Source organism: Pseudophaeobacter profundi (assembly GCF_029697505.1).
GTDB classification, from domain to species: Bacteria; Pseudomonadota; Alphaproteobacteria; order Rhodobacterales; family Rhodobacteraceae; genus Pseudophaeobacter; species Pseudophaeobacter profundi.
Map to the genome: position 1 here is coordinate 627269 of NZ_JARJEF010000001.1, position 15688 is coordinate 642956.

General features: G+C 61.4%; 13 protein-coding genes. 4 read left to right on the forward strand and 9 right to left on the reverse strand.

Annotated features, from left to right (window positions below):
- Nucleotides 1–85: 85 nt before the first annotated feature.
- A complete protein-coding gene (ileS, locus tag P2081_RS02990; RefSeq protein WP_278921379.1) occupies nucleotides 86–3001 on the reverse strand; it encodes an isoleucine--tRNA ligase in 2916 nt (971 codons plus the stop codon).
- Nucleotides 3002–3457: 456 nt separating this feature from the next.
- Here ileS and P2081_RS02995 point away from each other — a divergent pair, with 456 nt between their 5' ends.
- Nucleotides 3458–3859: a group III truncated hemoglobin gene (locus P2081_RS02995; RefSeq protein WP_278921380.1), complete on the forward strand. Its 402-nt coding sequence runs from the start codon at nucleotides 3458–3460 to the stop codon at nucleotides 3857–3859.
- 302 nt (nucleotides 3860–4161) lie between these two features.
- Here P2081_RS02995 and P2081_RS03000 read toward each other — a convergent pair whose 3' ends face one another.
- Genes P2081_RS03000 through P2081_RS03010 form a run of 3 tightly spaced genes read right to left on the reverse strand, consistent with a single transcriptional unit; the run spans nucleotide 4162 to nucleotide 7072 of the window.
- Nucleotides 4162–5193, reverse strand: a complete 1032-nt coding sequence (locus P2081_RS03000) for a YcjF family protein (RefSeq protein ID WP_278921381.1) — start codon at nucleotides 5191–5193, stop codon at nucleotides 4162–4164.
- Nucleotides 5190–5675, reverse strand: coding sequence for a GNAT family N-acetyltransferase (locus P2081_RS03005; protein ID WP_278921382.1), 486 nt, complete (start codon nucleotides 5673–5675; stop codon nucleotides 5190–5192). Before P2081_RS03005 ends, P2081_RS03000 begins: the two co-directional genes overlap by 4 nt.
- Complete coding sequence (locus tag P2081_RS03010; protein ID WP_438826524.1) at nucleotides 5672–7072, reverse strand: YcjX family GTP-binding protein; 1401 nt, start codon at nucleotides 7070–7072, stop codon at nucleotides 5672–5674. Before P2081_RS03010 ends, P2081_RS03005 begins: the two co-directional genes overlap by 4 nt.
- A 124-nt stretch (nucleotides 7073–7196) precedes the next feature.
- Between P2081_RS03010 and truA the strand changes: the two genes are divergently transcribed.
- A complete protein-coding gene (gene truA, locus P2081_RS03015) occupies nucleotides 7197–7967 on the forward strand; it encodes a tRNA pseudouridine(38-40) synthase TruA (protein WP_278921384.1) in 771 nt (256 codons plus the stop codon).
- Between the two features lie 21 nt (nucleotides 7968–7988).
- Here truA and P2081_RS03020 read toward each other — a convergent pair whose 3' ends face one another.
- Entirely contained in the window at nucleotides 7989–8795 is an 807-nt protein-coding gene (locus P2081_RS03020; protein WP_278921385.1) for a thioesterase family protein, read from the reverse strand.
- 3 nt (nucleotides 8796–8798) lie between these two features.
- Complete coding sequence (locus P2081_RS03025; RefSeq protein WP_278921386.1) at nucleotides 8799–10034, reverse strand: acyl-CoA dehydrogenase family protein; 1236 nt, start codon at nucleotides 10032–10034, stop codon at nucleotides 8799–8801.
- A gap of 125 nt (nucleotides 10035–10159) precedes the next feature.
- Between P2081_RS03025 and P2081_RS03030 the strand changes: the two genes are divergently transcribed.
- The gene (locus P2081_RS03030) at nucleotides 10160–11095 is read left to right on the forward strand and encodes a 2-hydroxyacid dehydrogenase (RefSeq protein WP_278921387.1); all 936 of its coding nucleotides are present in this window, start codon (nucleotides 10160–10162) and stop codon (nucleotides 11093–11095) included.
- A 43-nt stretch (nucleotides 11096–11138) separates the two neighbouring features.
- On the opposite strand, the gene gcvH is transcribed toward P2081_RS03030, so the two are convergent.
- The 3 genes from gcvH to P2081_RS03045 all read right to left on the reverse strand — a co-directional run bounded on the left by gcvH (nucleotide 11139) and on the right by P2081_RS03045 (nucleotide 14563).
- Entirely contained in the window at nucleotides 11139–11498 is a 360-nt protein-coding gene (gene gcvH / locus P2081_RS03035) for a glycine cleavage system protein GcvH (RefSeq protein ID WP_278921388.1), read from the reverse strand.
- A 207-nt stretch (nucleotides 11499–11705) separates the two neighbouring features.
- The gene (locus P2081_RS03040; protein ID WP_278921389.1) at nucleotides 11706–13166 is read right to left on the reverse strand and encodes a glutamine synthetase family protein; all 1461 of its coding nucleotides are present in this window, start codon (nucleotides 13164–13166) and stop codon (nucleotides 11706–11708) included.
- An 80-nt stretch (nucleotides 13167–13246) separates the two neighbouring features.
- Nucleotides 13247–14563, reverse strand: coding sequence for an aromatic ring-hydroxylating dioxygenase subunit alpha (locus P2081_RS03045; protein ID WP_278921390.1), 1317 nt, complete (start codon nucleotides 14561–14563; stop codon nucleotides 13247–13249).
- 172 nt (nucleotides 14564–14735) lie between these two features.
- Here P2081_RS03045 and P2081_RS03050 point away from each other — a divergent pair, with 172 nt between their 5' ends.
- On the forward strand, nucleotides 14736–15512 hold the full coding sequence (locus P2081_RS03050) for an IclR family transcriptional regulator (protein WP_278921391.1): 777 nt from the start codon (nucleotides 14736–14738) through the stop codon (nucleotides 15510–15512).
- Nucleotides 15513–15688 lie beyond the last annotated feature (176 nt).

Below are 15688 nucleotides of genomic sequence, written 5' to 3' on the forward strand. Positions count from 1 at the left end.
CCTGGGTTTCCAGTGTTTCACAAAACAAAAGGCCCCCGGTTTCGGGGGCCTTTTTCAGATTTGTCACAGCGGTTTGATCCGAGGATCAGGCCAGTGCCGCCTCGCAGCGCCCACAGACACCCGCATGGGTATAGGTTCCAACATCCGGCAGAATCTTCCAGCACCGCTGGCATTTATCGCCCTCGGCCTTTTCAAACACTACCGAGATCCCCTCGACCTCGGGCATGCGGAAGGCTTCGTCCGGTGCAGGATCACCTGTCAGGCTGATATCAGAGGTGATGCAGATATCCGCAAAGTTCACCGATTTCAGCAGTTCAAGAACCTCTGCATCGCGCAGATGAACCACCGGATGGGCCTCAAGAGAGGCGCCGATCACCTTGTCGATACGCTGTACCTCTAGTGCCGCAGTGACCACCCGGCGGGCCTGCCGGATCTTTGCCCATTTCGCCGCCAGCGGCTCATTCAGCCAATCGCCCGGTGTCTCGGGGATATCGGTCAAATGTACCGAGCTTTCGTCACCAGGGAAGCGTTCAAGCCAGACTTCCTCCATGGTGAAGACCAGGATCGGCGCCAGCCAGGTGGTGATCCGATGGAACAGGATATCCAGCACCGTGCGGGCGGCGCGCGCGTTCAGCGTGTCCCCATCACAATAGAGCGCATCCTTGCGCACATCAAAGTAGAAGGCGGAAAGATCAACGGTGGCAAAGGTAAAGACGGCTTGCCAGACGCCATTGAAATCAAAGGCTTGATAGCCGGTGCGCACCTGATGATCCAGCTCTGCCAGACGGTGCAGAACCCATTGCTCCAGCTCGGGCATATCCTCTGCCGCAACCCGCTGATCTTCGGTGAAATCGTGCAGGGAACCCAGCATATAGCGCATGGTATTGCGCAGGCGGCGATAGCTGTCAGCCGTGCCTTTCAGGATTTCAGGCCCGATGCGCTGATCCGAGGTGTAATCAGTCTGCGCCACCCAGAGCCGCAGAATATCGGCACCGTATTGCTTGACGATTTCTTCCGGCACGATGGTATTGCCCAGGGATTTGGACATCTTGTTGCCCTTGCCATCCAGGGTAAACCCATGCGTCACCACATTGCGATAGGGTGCGCGCCCCTTGGTGCCGCAGGCCTGCAACAAGGAAGAGTGGAACCAGCCGCGGTGCTGATCTGTGCCTTCCATATAGACATCGGCAATGCCATCTTCGGTGCCATCTTTGCGGTCGCGCAGCACAAAGGCATGGGTTGAGCCGGAATCAAACCAGACGTCGAGCACGTCAAAGACCTGCTCCCACTCCTCTGCATTGTAGTCCGATCCCAGGAATCGTTCCTTGGCACCGTCCAGATACCAGGCATCGGCGCCTTCAGCCTCAAAGGCTGCAACGATACGAGCATTGACCGCGTCGTCGCGCAGCAGGAAGCCTTCATCGGTCGGCAACAGACCCTTTTTCACAAAGCAGGTCAGCGGCACGCCCCAGGCGCGCTGGCGCGACAGCACCCAGTCAGGGCGGCTCTCGATCATGGAATAGAGCCGGTTACGACCGCGCTGCGGCGTCCATTTCACCAGTTCGTCGATGGAACGCAGGGCACGTTCGCGGATGGTTGTACCCATCTCGTCCTGACCATCGCCAACGGGGCGGTCAACGCTGGCAAACCACTGCGGCGTGTTGCGATAGATGATCGGTGCCTTGGAACGCCAGGAATGCGGGTAGCTGTGCTTGATCTTGCCACGCGCCAGCAGCCCGCCGACCTCGACCAGCTTGTCGATGATCGCCTTGTTTGCATCTCCCTCGCCGCCCTTGCGGTTGAGGATGTATTTGCCACCAAAGAACGGCAGATCGGCGCGGAAACCGCCATCATCCATCACGTTATAGGTGATGACGTCTTCCAGCATGCCGAGATCGCGATAGAGTTCGAATTCCTCCATCCCGTGACTTGGCGCGCAGTGCACAAAGCCAGTGCCCTCTTCATCGGTCACAAAGGGGGCGGCGCGGAAATCACGCGGCGCGTCCCATTCGCCATTGGAGCCTTCGGCCCCAGCAAGGGGGTGGGCCAGCGAAAGGCCAGAGAGTTCTTCGGCCGGCACAGAGCGCACACGGGTATACATGCCCTCTTCCAGACGGGCCCGTTTGAAGACATCGCCTGCCAGCTTGTCGGCCAGCAGGAAGCGGTCGCCCTTGGCGGCCCAGCATTCTTCCGGCGCGTCAGTGACCTCATAGAGGCCGTAATCGAATGTTTCGCCGTAGACCACCGCCTTGTTGGACGGGATGGTCCAGGGGGTTGTGGTCCAGATGACGACGCTGGCACCTGCCAGATCGTCGGCACCGCCAGAGACTGCAAACTTCACCCAGACGGTAAAGCTGTCCTTGTCCTTGTATTCCACCTCGGCCTCAGCCAAGGCAGTTTTTTCAACCGGCGACCACATCACCGGCTTGGAGCCCTGATAAAGCGTGCCATTCATAAGGAACTTCTGGAATTCCGCCGCGATCACCGCCTCGGCGTGGAAATCCATCGTCAGATAGGGATCGGCCCAATTGCCGGTGATGCCAAGGCGTTTGAACTCTTCGCGCTGGATATCCACCCATTTGTCGGCAAAGGCGCGGCATTCCTGGCGGAATTCCACCACATCCACCGCGTCTTTGTTCTTGCCCTTCTTGCGGTACTGCTCTTCGATCTTCCATTCGATTGGCAGGCCGTGGCAATCCCAACCCGGCACATAACGCGCATCAAAGCCCATCATCTGATGGCTGCGCACGATCATGTCCTTGATGGTCTTGTTCAGCGCATGGCCGATGTGCAGATGGCCGTTGGCATAGGGCGGGCCGTCATGCAGCGTGAAAGGCTTGCGGCCTTGCTTTTCCCGCAGCCGGTCATAAACGCCAATCTTGGCCCAGCGCTCCAGCCAGTGGGGCTCGCGCTTGGGCAGGCCTGCGCGCATTGGGAAATCGGTTTTGGGCAGGTTCAGGGTCTGCTTGTATTCAGGGGTGTCAGCTGTCTCGGCGCACATGGGTGGCGTCCTTTGGATAATCGGTTCGGAAACTGGGTATTTCAGTGCAGCGCGATAGCTCAAGCGCCTTTGCCCGGCGTCTCATTCAATCAGAGCGCCGGGGATATAATTCGAATAATGATGGCCACGATATGGGACATGGGGGGCGTTATAGGCCGCTAGGGCGCCGGGGTAAAGCGGGGTTGTGATCCCAACTCCAAAGCGGGTTTGCTAATCGCCGCATGTCAAATCTGATCGGAGCAGCCACCAGCAGCAGCTGCGTCACACCGCCGCCGCCCATTGCCCCGGAACCACGTCCCTGTCATATGGATAACAGGAATTTCCAGCACTGTATTGCCCCCCAGGCTGGCCCGAGGTCTGGCGCACAGCACAGGGCCAAAGCTATGTGAAACAGGACAGATGATGCGCCAGCTCCCAGATCAACCAGGCCCAGATCACTCCCACCAAGACTACCCCATGCGGCGCTTTGATATTTCTGCCGCCCAGATCGACCGAGTTGTCACCCTGTTCTACATCCGCGTGCGCGCCGACAGGGTGCTTGGTCCGATCTTTGCCCGCTATGTGGCCGATGTCGACTGGCCGGAGCACGAGGCCAAGATCGCCCGGTTCTGGCGCAACGCCATCCTGCGTGAGAAGAGCTATAGCGGCAATCCCATGCGGGTGCATGTATCCCGGCCAGAGATCCAGGCCGAACATTTCACGATCTGGCTCGGGCTGTTTCACCAGGTGCTACAGGCCGAACTCTCGCCCGCGCTGGCCCTGCAGTGGGGGACCCTGGCGGACCGCATCGGCGAAGGCTTCCGCACCGGAATTGTCGCAATGCGACAGCCAAAGGACGCGCCGCCCAAACTGTTCTGATCGCCCTCTCGGATGAATTGGCAACCCACCACGCTGGCCTCAACAGACCCAGCGCAGCGGAAGCCCCTGATGATGGAGAAAGTGGATAAAGGGAAATAGTGAAAATAAATTAGCGTAGAATTCCCGCGTAGAAGTGGACAAAAGATAACCTCAAAACAGGGGAAACAGCAAAATTCGACCTGTGCGCCTGTGCATGAAGAACCCAGGCCTGCTGATATCCCCGCGCGACCTCTCTGTCCGCAACGATGCCGCGTTCAAGTCCCCAGCCCCGGCCAAGTGCCAAATGCCTGCAAAACCTGCGACTATGGGCCGCCTGTCTCGCGGCGGAACAATCCCGCCAACGCGCCCTGGATCACCCGGCGGGTTGATGGGCGGTGCGGCGGGGAAAACGGCATCGGGCGGCAGACCTCCATGGCGGCAATCCCCACCCGCGCCGAGAGCGCACCGTTCACCACGCCTTCGCCAAACCGGCGTGACAGTTTTGACAGAACTGACCCGCCCAGCACCGACTCCAGCAGGTCATCCCCAGCGGCAACCGCCCCCGTCGCGGCCAGATGTGCCAGCACCGCCCGCGTCAGCCGCCAAGAACTGAACAGCCCTGAACGCCCGCCGTAGATCTGCGCCACCTGGCGGATCATCCGCACCGAGGCCAGCAGCGCCACAACCACATCCGCCAGCGCAAGCGGCACCAGCGCAGTCACCGTGGCCACCTGCCGCGCAGCGGCCTCGACCTCTTGCAGGGCACGGGCATCCAGGGGCAGCAGCAGCTCTTCTTCTGCCAGCATCAGCAAGGTATCTGCATCCAGCACTTCTGCGCGACGCTCAGCCAGGCGCGCCAGCTGCCAGGACATATCCGGTCGCCCGGCGTAAAACGCCTCTAGCCGGGCAAGATGCGCCTTGGCCGCGGCAAGGTCTGCACTGGCAACCGGGCTGTCGCGCCGCAGCCCATCCACCCGCTTTAGCCGGGCCAGGGCGGCAAATTCCCGCAGCGCCAGGATCAGGGCCAAGAACAACGCCAGTCCCAGGCCCGCGCTGACCACCCAGCCGACCAACGGCCAGCGGATCAGCAATCCGGTGGCAAAATCCCAGGCCGAAACCGAGACCACACAGCCCAAGAGCGCCAGCACCACACCGAAGAACCAGCGGCTGATCCCTGACGGGCGCCGGGCTGCCAGCCCTGCCGCATGCCCGCCAGATCCAACCTGATCCGATGACATCAAATCAGGCACCGGCGGCGCGACTGACACATCAGGCATTTCAGGCCCAGCCGCCCGGCTTTGCGCATCGCTCTCTGCGTCGGCTTCCAGATCAAACAAGACAGGTTTTCGGCTCATGCGGCGGTCTCTTTCTGGCAGAAGTCATGCCATTCAAAGCGGATATTGGGCAGGGCCTCTGCGGTATCAGAACCATCGCTGCGCCCGGCCTCGCGGAACCCCTGGCGCAGGTAGAATCTGCGGGCGGCTTCATTGGCGGCAATCACCCGCAGCCAGAGCATTGGCGCGGTGTCCTTGGCTGCGTCCATCAGCGCAGCCCCCAGCCCCTGCCCGCAGGCCCCCGCCGCCAGATACAAACTGCAAATCTCGGCCCCATCGCGCGCCACAAAGCCCTGAATCACGCCATTCTGCACGGCAACCGTGACCCAGCCCCGGTCAATCATCACACCGCAAAAGGCGATCATCTCGACCTCGGCATAGAGCTTGGGCAGCCACCGCGCCCGCTGCTGTGCCTGAAACAGGATCGCCCCCAGCCGCCCGGCATCGGTAGGCTGGGCGGCGCGCAATATCGGGGCCGTCGGGGCGGGGGGCGGTATCGTCATAGGTGATCCCCGATCAAAAACTCTGCCGCGCGGTCCAGCCGGATATGCGGCGGCCCATCCCCCGGTTTCAGGTTCAGCGGCGCCGGGGCGAACTGCATCGCCTGATACTCCCCCTCCAGCCAGCGCGCGGCCCCTTGTCGCGCCGGGGTCAGCAGCTGCGCCGGATCCTCTGGCAAGGCACCGGGATAAAAAGCGGCCTGGCGGCCACTGTCCAACAGGCGGCCGCGCACGCAGGGCAGCTCTGCCCCATCGTGCTGGCGCGTTTCCTCGGTGGTGGCGCGCAGGGCCGCAAGCGCCAGCGCGGCGGTCTCGGCCCCGGCGAACTGGGCCCGATCGCGCGCCTCGCGGGTCATGGCCTCGATGATAGCGGTCATCTGCGGATGTTGCAGGTGATGCAGGTGATCGGCCTTGGTTGCAGCAAAGAGGATCTTTTCCACTCGTTTGCCGCGCAACAGCGAAGTCAGGAAGCCATTGCGACCGGGGCGAAAGGCAGCCAGCACATCCCCCATGGCACCGCGCAGATCCTCAACCGCCTGCGGGCCGGAATGAATGGCGCTCAGCGTGTCAACCAGCACCACCTGACGATCAATCCGCGAGAAATGGTCGCGAAAAAAGGGTTTCACCACTTTGGCCTTATAGGCCTCGTAGCGGCGCTCCATCTCGTGCCACAGGCTGCGACGCGTCACCGCTTCCTCGGGGGGGATCGGCGCAAAGGTCAGGACCGGAGAACCGGCAAGATCACCCGGCAACAGAAACCGCCCCGGAGAGCAATCGTAAAACCCGGCAGCGCGTGCGGCCTGCAAATAGCCGGTAAAGACCGCCGCCAGGGCCTGCGCTTTGGGTTCATCATGCGGAGCTTTTGGCTCGACGGTGGTCAGCAATTGCAGGAATTCGGCCGCCACCGGCCGGGCGGGCAGCCGCGCCAACACTTCAGCCGACCATTGGGCATAGGTCTTGTCCAACAGGCCCAGATCCAGCAGCCATTCGCCGGGATAGTCGACAATATCCAGATGCAGGCGGCGCGATCCCTGTATCCCGGACAGCAGCCCCGCGGGCCGCAGGGTCAGGCTCAGCCGCAGTTCAGACACCGCGCGGGTGCTGTCGGGCCAGTGCGGCGCGGGTCCCGTCAATGCGGCCAGGTGATCCTCATAGGCAAAGCGCGGCACCGTATCGTCAGGCTGTGGCTGCAGATAGGCGCTCTCGATCCGCCCCTGTCGCGCTGCGGCCAGCTGCAGCATACGGCCCCGGTTCAACAGGTTGGCCACCAGAGAGGTAATAAAGACGGTCTTGCCTGCCCGCGCCAGCCCCGTCACCCCAAGGCGCAGACTAGGTTCAAAAAACCGCGAGGAGACAGCGCTGCCAAGGCTGCCCAGCCCGCGCGCCGCGCCATCCGTCACTATCGATACTACCACGCGCCGCACCTGCTGTTTTGGGTCACTGCCCAAGATAGTCAGACCCCGCCCCGGTTTCCAGAGCATCAGGCCACTTGCCTCGCCAGTGTTGCCGGGTTACGTGCTGCCCATGCCCCGTTATGCCCTCAAAGTCGAATATCATGGAAAGCCCTTTGCCGGATGGCAGCGGCAAAAGGATCAACCCTCGGTGCAGGGCGCGATAGAGGATGCCCTGGCGCGGCTGGAACCCGGCCCCCATACCATTGCCGCAGCCGGGCGCACCGATACAGGGGTGCATGGGCTGGGCCAGGTGGCCCATTGCGACATGGCCAAAGACTGGAGCCCCTTTCGCCTGTCAGAGGCCCTGAACCACCACCTGAAGCCCAATCCGGTGGCGATTGTCGCCTGTGCTGCTGTCGATGAAGACTGGCATGCCCGCTTTTCCGCACTTGAGCGGCAGTATCTGTTCCGCATCCTGATCCGCCGTGCGCCCGCAACCCATGACGCAGGTCAGGTCTGGCAGATCAACAATGATCTGGACGTCGAGGCCATGCAGGAGGCTGCCAATCACCTGCTGGGCAACCATGACTTCACCACTTTCCGGTCGTCGATCTGTCAGGCGCAAAGCCCGCAGAAAACCCTGGATGAGCTGCGTATCGAGCGGGTCGCGGGCCTGTCCGGTCCCGAGGTGCATTTCCACGTGCGCGCCCGGTCCTTTCTGCACAATCAGGTGCGCAGCTTTGTCGGCACACTGGAACGCGTCGGCGCGGGTGCCTGGGATCCGCTAGATGTAAAAACCGCGCTTGACGCCCGCGACCGCGCCGCCTGCGGGCCCGTCTGTCCCGGCCACGGCCTCTATCTGGCGCGGGTGGGATATCCGGTGGATGTGTTTGCCACGTAAGATAAAATCACGCCTGTCCTGTTAGGCCTTGGGCGGATGCAGAACGAGCGTCTGCAGGGCTGTCGCCACCGGGCCTTTTTCGTCCTGCAAGACTGATTGGGACATACCAATGCCGCTGCTGTGCCAATGCGAAATGGACTCTGAGGCATGCCAATCTCCCTCTGGCTCGCGGTGCACATTGAGGGTGAGATCGGTATTCATGAACCCCATCTCCTTGGGGGGCGCATTCCACGAGATGCCATTGCCACAATCCGCCAGCGCACAAAGCGACTGAATCGGCGATTGCTGCTCGCCCTCCAGCAGGTTTGGGGTGCGCATCCACAATGTCTTGGGGCCCGGATGCAGGTCAAACCCTGGCGGGTAGGCCACATCCAGAAACTGGCCGAAATAGGGTTTGTCATGCAGGCCGACGCCAATGGAAAAGGGACCAGGCACAGCCTTGGCGCGGTCTAGCGGCACCACCGCTGCGGTTGGCACATCGCCCAGATCCTTGCGCACCAAATGCATAGAGGTGCCCTGCGCGCAAAGGGTGTTGTCAAGATCATGCACGGTGATCTGCGTCGTGGCCAATGTGCGGGTATGCCGGGTGGTTTCAGCCGCAACCCGCAGCCCTGACAGGGGCAGCGGGCGCAGAATATCCAGTGTCAGCCGGCAGAGCATTTTCTCTGCGCCGATTTCGATCTCGGCGGCGCGGGCGGCCAGGCCGGTGACCGGCCCAGCATGGCAATGATCGGCGGACCAGGGCCCCCGCGCCGGGTCATTGCCCACAAAAACCCCATCAGAGTTTTGCGAGAAGAACGATGGCGCCATGAGAGCCTTGGAAGTCATGGATCAGACCTTTTCCTGCGTGTACTTCTTCAACTCAGCGCGGGCCACCTGACGGCGGTGCACCGCATCGGGACCATCGGCAAGACGCAGGGTGCGCACATGGGTCCAGGCAACGGCCAGAGGCGTGTCCTGGCTGACGCCCTGCCCGCCAAACATCTGCACGGCCTCGTCAATCACCTTCAGCGCCACGCGTGGTGCCACCACCTTAATCTGGCTGATCCAGGGCGCGGCAGCGCGGCCATCGCCCTGGTCCATGTACCAGGCCGCCTTGAGGCAGAGCAGACGCGCCATTTCGATTTCCATCCGGCATTCCGCAACAATGTCATAGTTCGCGCCCAGATGGGCCAGCTTCTTGCCAAAGGCTTCGCGGTTCAGCGACCGCTTGCACATCTGCTCCAGCGCGCTTTCGGCCTGACCGATGGCGCGCATGCAGTGGTGAATGCGTCCAGGCCCAAGCCGCCCCTGGGCAATTTCAAAGCCGCGGCCCTCGCCCAGCAGCAGATTTTCCGCAGGCACCCGCACATTGGTAAAGCGGATATGCATATGGCCGTGTGGTGCGTCGTCGTGACCGTATACCTCCATTGGCCGCAGCACTTCGATGCCAGGGCTATCCGCCCCCACAACGATCATGGATTGGCGCTGATGCTTGGGCTGTTCCTCGCCGGCGGTTTTCACCATGACGATATAGACCTTACAGCGCGGATCACCCGCCCCCGAAGCCCACCATTTTTCGCCGTTCAGCACATAGTCATCGCCGTCGCGCACGCAGGACATCGACACATTTGTCGCATCCGAAGAGGCCACATCCGGTTCGGTCATCAGATAGGCAGAGCGGATCTTACCCTCTAGCAGCGGCGCCAGCCATTCCGATTTCATCGCCTCTGTACCGTAACGCTCAAACACTTCCATATTGCCGGTGTCCGGCGCGGCACAGTTGAAGACCTCGGCTCCCAGCGGCGTCTTCCCCATTTCCTCGGCGAAATAAGCATATTCCACCGTCGACAGGCCAAAGCCCTTATCGCTATCGGTAAGCCAGAAGTTCCACAGCCCCTGCGCCTTGGCCTTTGCCTTCAATCCCTCCAGGATTTCGGTCTGGCGAGCGGTATACTGCCAGCGGTCGCCGGTGGCGACTTCGGCCTGGTATTCGGCCTCCAGTGGCATGATCTCGTCGCGCACCATGGTGGCGACCCGCTCCAACAGCTTGCGGTTCTCTGCCCGCATGCCAAAATTCATATCCATCCCAGAATCTCCTCCACTGCCGCTTTCACTTTAGCAAAAACCATGGCTTAGTCTGGCAAGATCTGTCCAGCGCAGTGACGGAACGTTATTGGCTGACAAAGGAAAAACAACGGAAAGGAACGGGCATGGCGCTCTTGGTGAACATTGGGCACGACGGCTGGTACAAGGACGACGAACTGGCACAGGAACTGCGCGCACAAATGCCAGAAGCCGATATTCGCACCCTGGACGCCCCCGGAGATCTGGCCGATATCACCATGCTGGCGGTTTCAGCGCTGGCGGCAGACCTACCGGCCAAACTGCCAAACCTGGCCTTGGTGCAGAAACTGGGCGCCGGGGTGGAAACCATCGTCGCCCACCCCGCCATCGCCCCAGAGGTGCAGGTGGCACGGCTGAAACCACTGGAACCGGCCCGCGAGATTGCCCAGTATTGCCTGGCCTATGTGCTGCATGCACAACGCAATATTGCAGCCCACGCCGAGAGCCAGGCCCGCGCCGCCTGGGAACCGCTGGCGCCAAAACAAAATCACAAAACCCGCGTCGGGGTGCTGGGGCTGGGCCATATCGGCAATCAGACGGCGCTGCTGATGCGCGATCTCGGCTTTGACGTGCACGGCTGGAGCCGCTCTGCCAAGGAGATCCCCGGCGTGACCTGCCACCATGGCCGCGCCACGCTGATACCGATGTTGGGGCACTGTGATTATGTTTGCGCCATCCTGCCCTCAACCGCGCAGACCCGCGCGTTGATCAATGCCGAAAGCCTGGCGGCGATGAAACCCGGTGCCACCCTGATCAATGCCGGGCGCGGCGATCTGGTGGATGAGGCCGCACTGATTGCGGCGCTGGATCGCGGCACACCGGGCCGCGCGGTGCTGGATGTACTGTGCCGCGAACCTCTCCCCGCGTCAGACCCCCTGTGGCAGCACCCAAAGATCACCATCACACCGCATGTCTCTGGCTGGCATCTGGGCGATGCCCTGGGGGATGTGACCGAAAATTTCCGCCGATTGGGCGCAGAAGAGCCGCTGCTGCATCTGGTTGACCGGCAGCGCGGCTACTGATGCCAATTCCCCGTTGCACACTGGGTGCAACGGGGAAGCATCTTCAGCCGATAAAGGCCTTGTAGGCGCGTTCGTCCATATAGTCTTCCATCGGAGAGAGGTCTTCGACCTTCAGCTTGAAAAACCATGCATCGCCCTGCGGGTCATCGTTTACCTTGCCGGGGGTTTCGGTCAGGGCTTCATTCACCTCGACCACTTCACCATCCAACGGCGACAGAATATCCGAAGCCGCCTTGACCGATTCAATCACCACGATCTCGTCGTCCTTGGCAAATTCATCGCCAACCTCTGGCAGTTCGATAAAGACCACATCGCCGAGCTGCTCGGCGGCATGGGCGGTGATGCCAACAGTCACCACATCGCCATCCACATCCAGCCATTCGTGTTCTTCGGTAAATTTCATCACTGTCATCCTGTCTTTTGCCTATCCAGATCGCTTACCTATCTAGGTCTGGCCATCCAGATCGGGGGGTGGTTCCGATCCAATCTTGGTCTGATCGGGATCGAAGGCACATGCCGCCTGGGCCTGCCATAGACAGGGGCACAAAGTACCAGCGCCCAGAGGTGCGTTCAAGACGCAAAAGCACGCCGAAGCCCGTGCAAACACGGCCTATAGCAGGTTGAAATACTCTGCCTGTTCCCATTCGCTGACAGTATTGAGATAGCGATCCCATTCAAACCGTTTCAGCTGCGACAAATAGCTGACGAAATCCAGCCCCAGGGTGGTGGCAAACAGATCCGAGCCCTCAAAAGCCCCCAGCGCCTGCCCCAAAGAACGCGGCAGCCGCGCCGCCGCCCCTTCATAGGGAGAGGTGGTTGCAGGCGGCGCCTGCAGTCCTGCGGCCATCCCGGCAGAGCCGGCCAGGATCTGGGCGGCAATGGCATAATAGGGATTGGCGGAACTGTCCGGCGCGCGGTTTTCAATGCGCGAGGCCGCATCGCCCGGCTGCATCAAGACGCGCAGCATGGCCCCACGGTTGTCCTGCCCCCACTGGATCCGATCCGGTGCCAGCTGAAACGGCAGATAGCGTTTATAGCTGTTCACCGTCGGCGCAATCATCACCGAACAGGCCTCTGCATGGGTCAAAAGCCCTGCAATCCAGCCCGAGGCCGCGACACTGAGACTGCCGTCAGCATTGGGTTCAAACAGGTTGCGCCCACTTGCACGATCCACCAGGGATTGATGCAGGTGCCAGCCATTTGCCATGGCATTCTCCAACCGCGGCTTGGCCATGAAACTGGCGTGGAACCCGGCGCGGGAGCAGACCTCTTTGACCATGGTGCGAAACATCACCATGGCGTCAGCCTGCTGCACGGCGGGCAGCGGCGCAAAGGTGAATTCAAACTGGCTCGGCCCCATCTCGATCTCGACCGAGCGCACCAACAGGCCCAGCGCCTGGGCATTGCGGCGGATCTGGTCCAGCATCGCTTCGCAATCGCCATAGCGGGTTTCTGTCAGATACTGATAGCCCTGGGTCAGGTTGCGGGTGGCAATAGGCGCGCCGGGCATGGTGCTTTGCCCGTGGTCCAGCCCTCTGTCCTGGCGCTCAAAGACCTGGAATTCGACCTCCAGCCCAAAGATCGCCTCCATTCCCTCGGCCTGCAAATCGGCCTCGGCCCGGCGCAGCACCTCAAGCGAGGAAAAACCAATCGGCGTGCCGTCGGACTGCGTTGTCTCACACAGAATCCAGGCAGAATGCGGCGACCAGGGCAGGATGCGAAATGTCTCGGGGCGGGGCACCAACAGGATGTCGCCCGCGCCACGCATCGGTTCAAATCCCTGGTCGTCGGCCTCGCCCCCCGCGCCCCAGACCGCAAAGGCCGTGCGATGCGAGGTATCTTTCAACAGCAGCGTCGAGGGCATGTTGAGCCCAGAGCGAAACAGCCCCTCAAAGGCGTCAGCCACCAGGGTCTTGCCCCGCAGGATACCGTGCTGATCCACCATCAGCACCCGCAGCGTCTCTAGGCCGGCAGCACGCGCTTCGGCCAGAACCTCGCTGGCCTGCGCCAACGCCTCTGGGCTGAGCAGCCCCGCACGCGCCAAGCGCCCTGTTGCCAGATCTTCAGCCATTGCACTTTCCGCCTTATATTGCGGCGACAGCCCACTGGCTGCCTCCGGGATCCGTCTTTCGTGATGCACTGGCAGGTCGCCTAGACCTTGGCATTCCAGGGGCAGGCACCGCGACGCTGGAGGTCAGCCTCCTGCGCCGCGCGCTCCCAATCACCATCCTGCGCAATCGAGTCGTTGGAAACTGGCCCAAAAACGGTACCAAGGTCCAGCCCGCCGTGCATTGGCAGATCAGCGTCGCGACCTTCTTTCACCGCCGCAATGGCGGCGCGCAACTGGCGACGGTAGCGGATGATGGCAACATCGGTCTTACCCAGGTGTTCCTGCGTCCGGTCCTGGATGGGCCCCATGCTTTCTACTGCCCATTGGTCATGCACGTTGATATCCAGCCCCATGCCGGTATAGGTCTCGGTTGCCTGTTCTTTGGGATCGAAACCATAGTTGTTATGACGCCCTTTCAGCGGTGCATAATCCGGCAGGCGGTGCTCCTTCAGGCGCTGTTCGCGCATCAGCTCTTTATTCACCGGCTGATCAAAACTGGTGAACATGGAATACCAATAGCAGGTTTCATCATCGATCGGCACATGCCACTGGGTGATGGTCATCTCGCGCGACATGGGGATGCAGATCGCTTCGGGAAAGATCTGATTGGTGATGCGCACATGGGTGCGTCCATCGCCCAGATCACGCAGCGCGGTCACCTTCAGCCCGTGATCTGCCTCTTCCGCGATGATTTCGGGCCGGGGGAAATCGCGCAGCAATTTGGTCATCGGTATTTCGGTATTTCCGGCGGTGTCGCGAAACTGCTTGCCATAGGCCTCGGCCGGGTCTTCGTCCTGCAGGAACCGGTGCAGGAACGAAGCATGCGCCGGGTCGATGCCAACCTCCATTGCCTGCAGCCAGTTGCATTCCCAAAGGCCCTTGAAGGCAAAGACATGGCTGCTGGGCGCGCGAAAGCAGTCCAGAGCCGGAAACTCCGGCGGCGTGCCGGGCCCCATATAGGCCCAGATGATCCCATTGCGTTCGACCACCGGATAGGCCGTGTTCTGGATCTTTTCATGCATCCGGCTGCCTTCCGGCTCTCCGGGTTGTTCCACGCATTGACCCGCGCGATTGAAATGCCAACCATGAAAAGGACAGCGCAGCCCGTTGTCTTCGAGGCGACCAAAACACATGTCAGCACCACGATGCGGGCAGTGCCGCCCGATCAGGCCCAACTGCCCTTCGCTATCGCGAAACAGGACCAGATCTTCGCCCAACAGCCGTACCGGCACCACCGGGCGCGGGCCGTCCAGCTCATCCAGCAGCGCCGCAGGCTGCCAGTATCGCCGCAGTACCTCGCCCGCATCACTGCCTTTGCCAACCCGGGTGAGGCTGTCGTTCATTTCCTGGCTAATCATGGCTGGCTTTCCTTCTTGCGATGGACCTATAGGGATCTGCCTAGTAAAACAGACTTGACTTGGTTCGTTATACGTACTTATGATGTTAAATACGATCAACTTTTGCGATGTGTACCGGCCATTGTCAAGGCCAAGCCTCCCCTGCCCTTCAGACAATACAAGCGACCGGACCATGACCAAACCAGAACAAGACCGCAATATTTCCTCGAGCTTTGCCAAAGGCCTGGCTGTTCTGGCCGTGTTTGATGCCGCCACCCCCAGCATGACGCTGGCGGAAATCGCACGCCGCACCAGGCAGGATCGTGCCACGGCGCGGCGCGGCGCGCTAACCCTGGTGCAGGCCGGCTATCTGCGCCAGCAAGGCCGCATGCTATCGCTGACCCCACGGGTATTGGCACTGGCAGGCGGCTTTCTGCAGGCCAACCAGTTTGGCCGCCGGGTGCAACCCATCCTCAACCAGCACGCACGCAAGATCGACGCCGAGGTCAGCTTGGCCACGCTTGACCAAGGTCGAGTCCTTTTGCTGGCCCAATCCACCACCGAACATGGCCCCATCACCTATGGGTTCACCGCTGGCGCACATATCCCGCTGGTTCATACCAGCCTGGGCCGGATGTTGATGGCCTGCCTCGCGCAGGAAGAGGCCGCTGCCCTGCTAGAAAGCGCCGACATCCCGCAGCACACTGAACAATCACGGCGCGACGCAGCAGAGATCTTGCCGCAGATCACCAAGGCACGCAGCCAGGGCTATTGCCTCACCGATAGCGAATTTGAACCCGGCATCATCGGCTATGCTGTCCCGGTATCGCGCCCCGGCCAAACCCCTGTGGTGGTTGGCAGCTCTGCACCGCGCGGCAGCGATACCGGCAAAAACACCGAAGCCCTGCTACAGGCCCTGCAAATCTGTGCCGCGGATCTGCGCCAGACCAATGTGGTCGAAGATCTGTAACCAGATCAGTGCGTTTTGACGCCTGCTGCTTGCCATCACCCGGCAAGCAGACTGGCTGGTTTCCCGGCCCCCCCCACATTGGGACCTGTTTTCAAAAAATCACGAAGAAAGCTATCCTCCTTGTGCCGCTAGGAGCCGGGTCAAAGCCAGAGCATAGTCGCGAAGACAAGCCCCCA

What these genes read in the sequence shown, in the direction of transcription:
- ileS (WP_278921379.1), bottom strand. Translation starts at nt 3,001, where the DNA reads ATGTGCGCCGAGACAGCTGACACCCCTGAATACAAGCAGACCCTGAAC.
- P2081_RS02995 (WP_278921380.1), top strand. Translation starts at nt 3,458, where the DNA reads ATGCGGCGCTTTGATATTTCTGCCGCCCAGATCGACCGAGTTGTCACC.
- P2081_RS03000 (WP_278921381.1), bottom strand. Translation starts at nt 5,193, where the DNA reads ATGAGCCGAAAACCTGTCTTGTTTGATCTGGAAGCCGACGCAGAGAGC.
- P2081_RS03005 (WP_278921382.1), bottom strand. Translation starts at nt 5,675, where the DNA reads ATGACGATACCGCCCCCCGCCCCGACGGCCCCGATATTGCGCGCCGCC.
- truA (WP_278921384.1), top strand. Translation starts at nt 7,197, where the DNA reads ATGCCCCGTTATGCCCTCAAAGTCGAATATCATGGAAAGCCCTTTGCC.
- P2081_RS03020 (WP_278921385.1), bottom strand. Translation starts at nt 8,795, where the DNA reads ATGACTTCCAAGGCTCTCATGGCGCCATCGTTCTTCTCGCAAAACTCT.
- P2081_RS03025 (WP_278921386.1), bottom strand. Translation starts at nt 10,034, where the DNA reads ATGGATATGAATTTTGGCATGCGGGCAGAGAACCGCAAGCTGTTGGAG.
- P2081_RS03030 (WP_278921387.1), top strand. Translation starts at nt 10,160, where the DNA reads ATGGCGCTCTTGGTGAACATTGGGCACGACGGCTGGTACAAGGACGAC.
- gcvH (WP_278921388.1), bottom strand. Translation starts at nt 11,498, where the DNA reads ATGAAATTTACCGAAGAACACGAATGGCTGGATGTGGATGGCGATGTG.
- P2081_RS03040 (WP_278921389.1), bottom strand. Translation starts at nt 13,166, where the DNA reads ATGGCTGAAGATCTGGCAACAGGGCGCTTGGCGCGTGCGGGGCTGCTC.
- P2081_RS03045 (WP_278921390.1), bottom strand. Translation starts at nt 14,563, where the DNA reads ATGATTAGCCAGGAAATGAACGACAGCCTCACCCGGGTTGGCAAAGGC.
- P2081_RS03050 (WP_278921391.1), top strand. Translation starts at nt 14,736, where the DNA reads ATGACCAAACCAGAACAAGACCGCAATATTTCCTCGAGCTTTGCCAAA.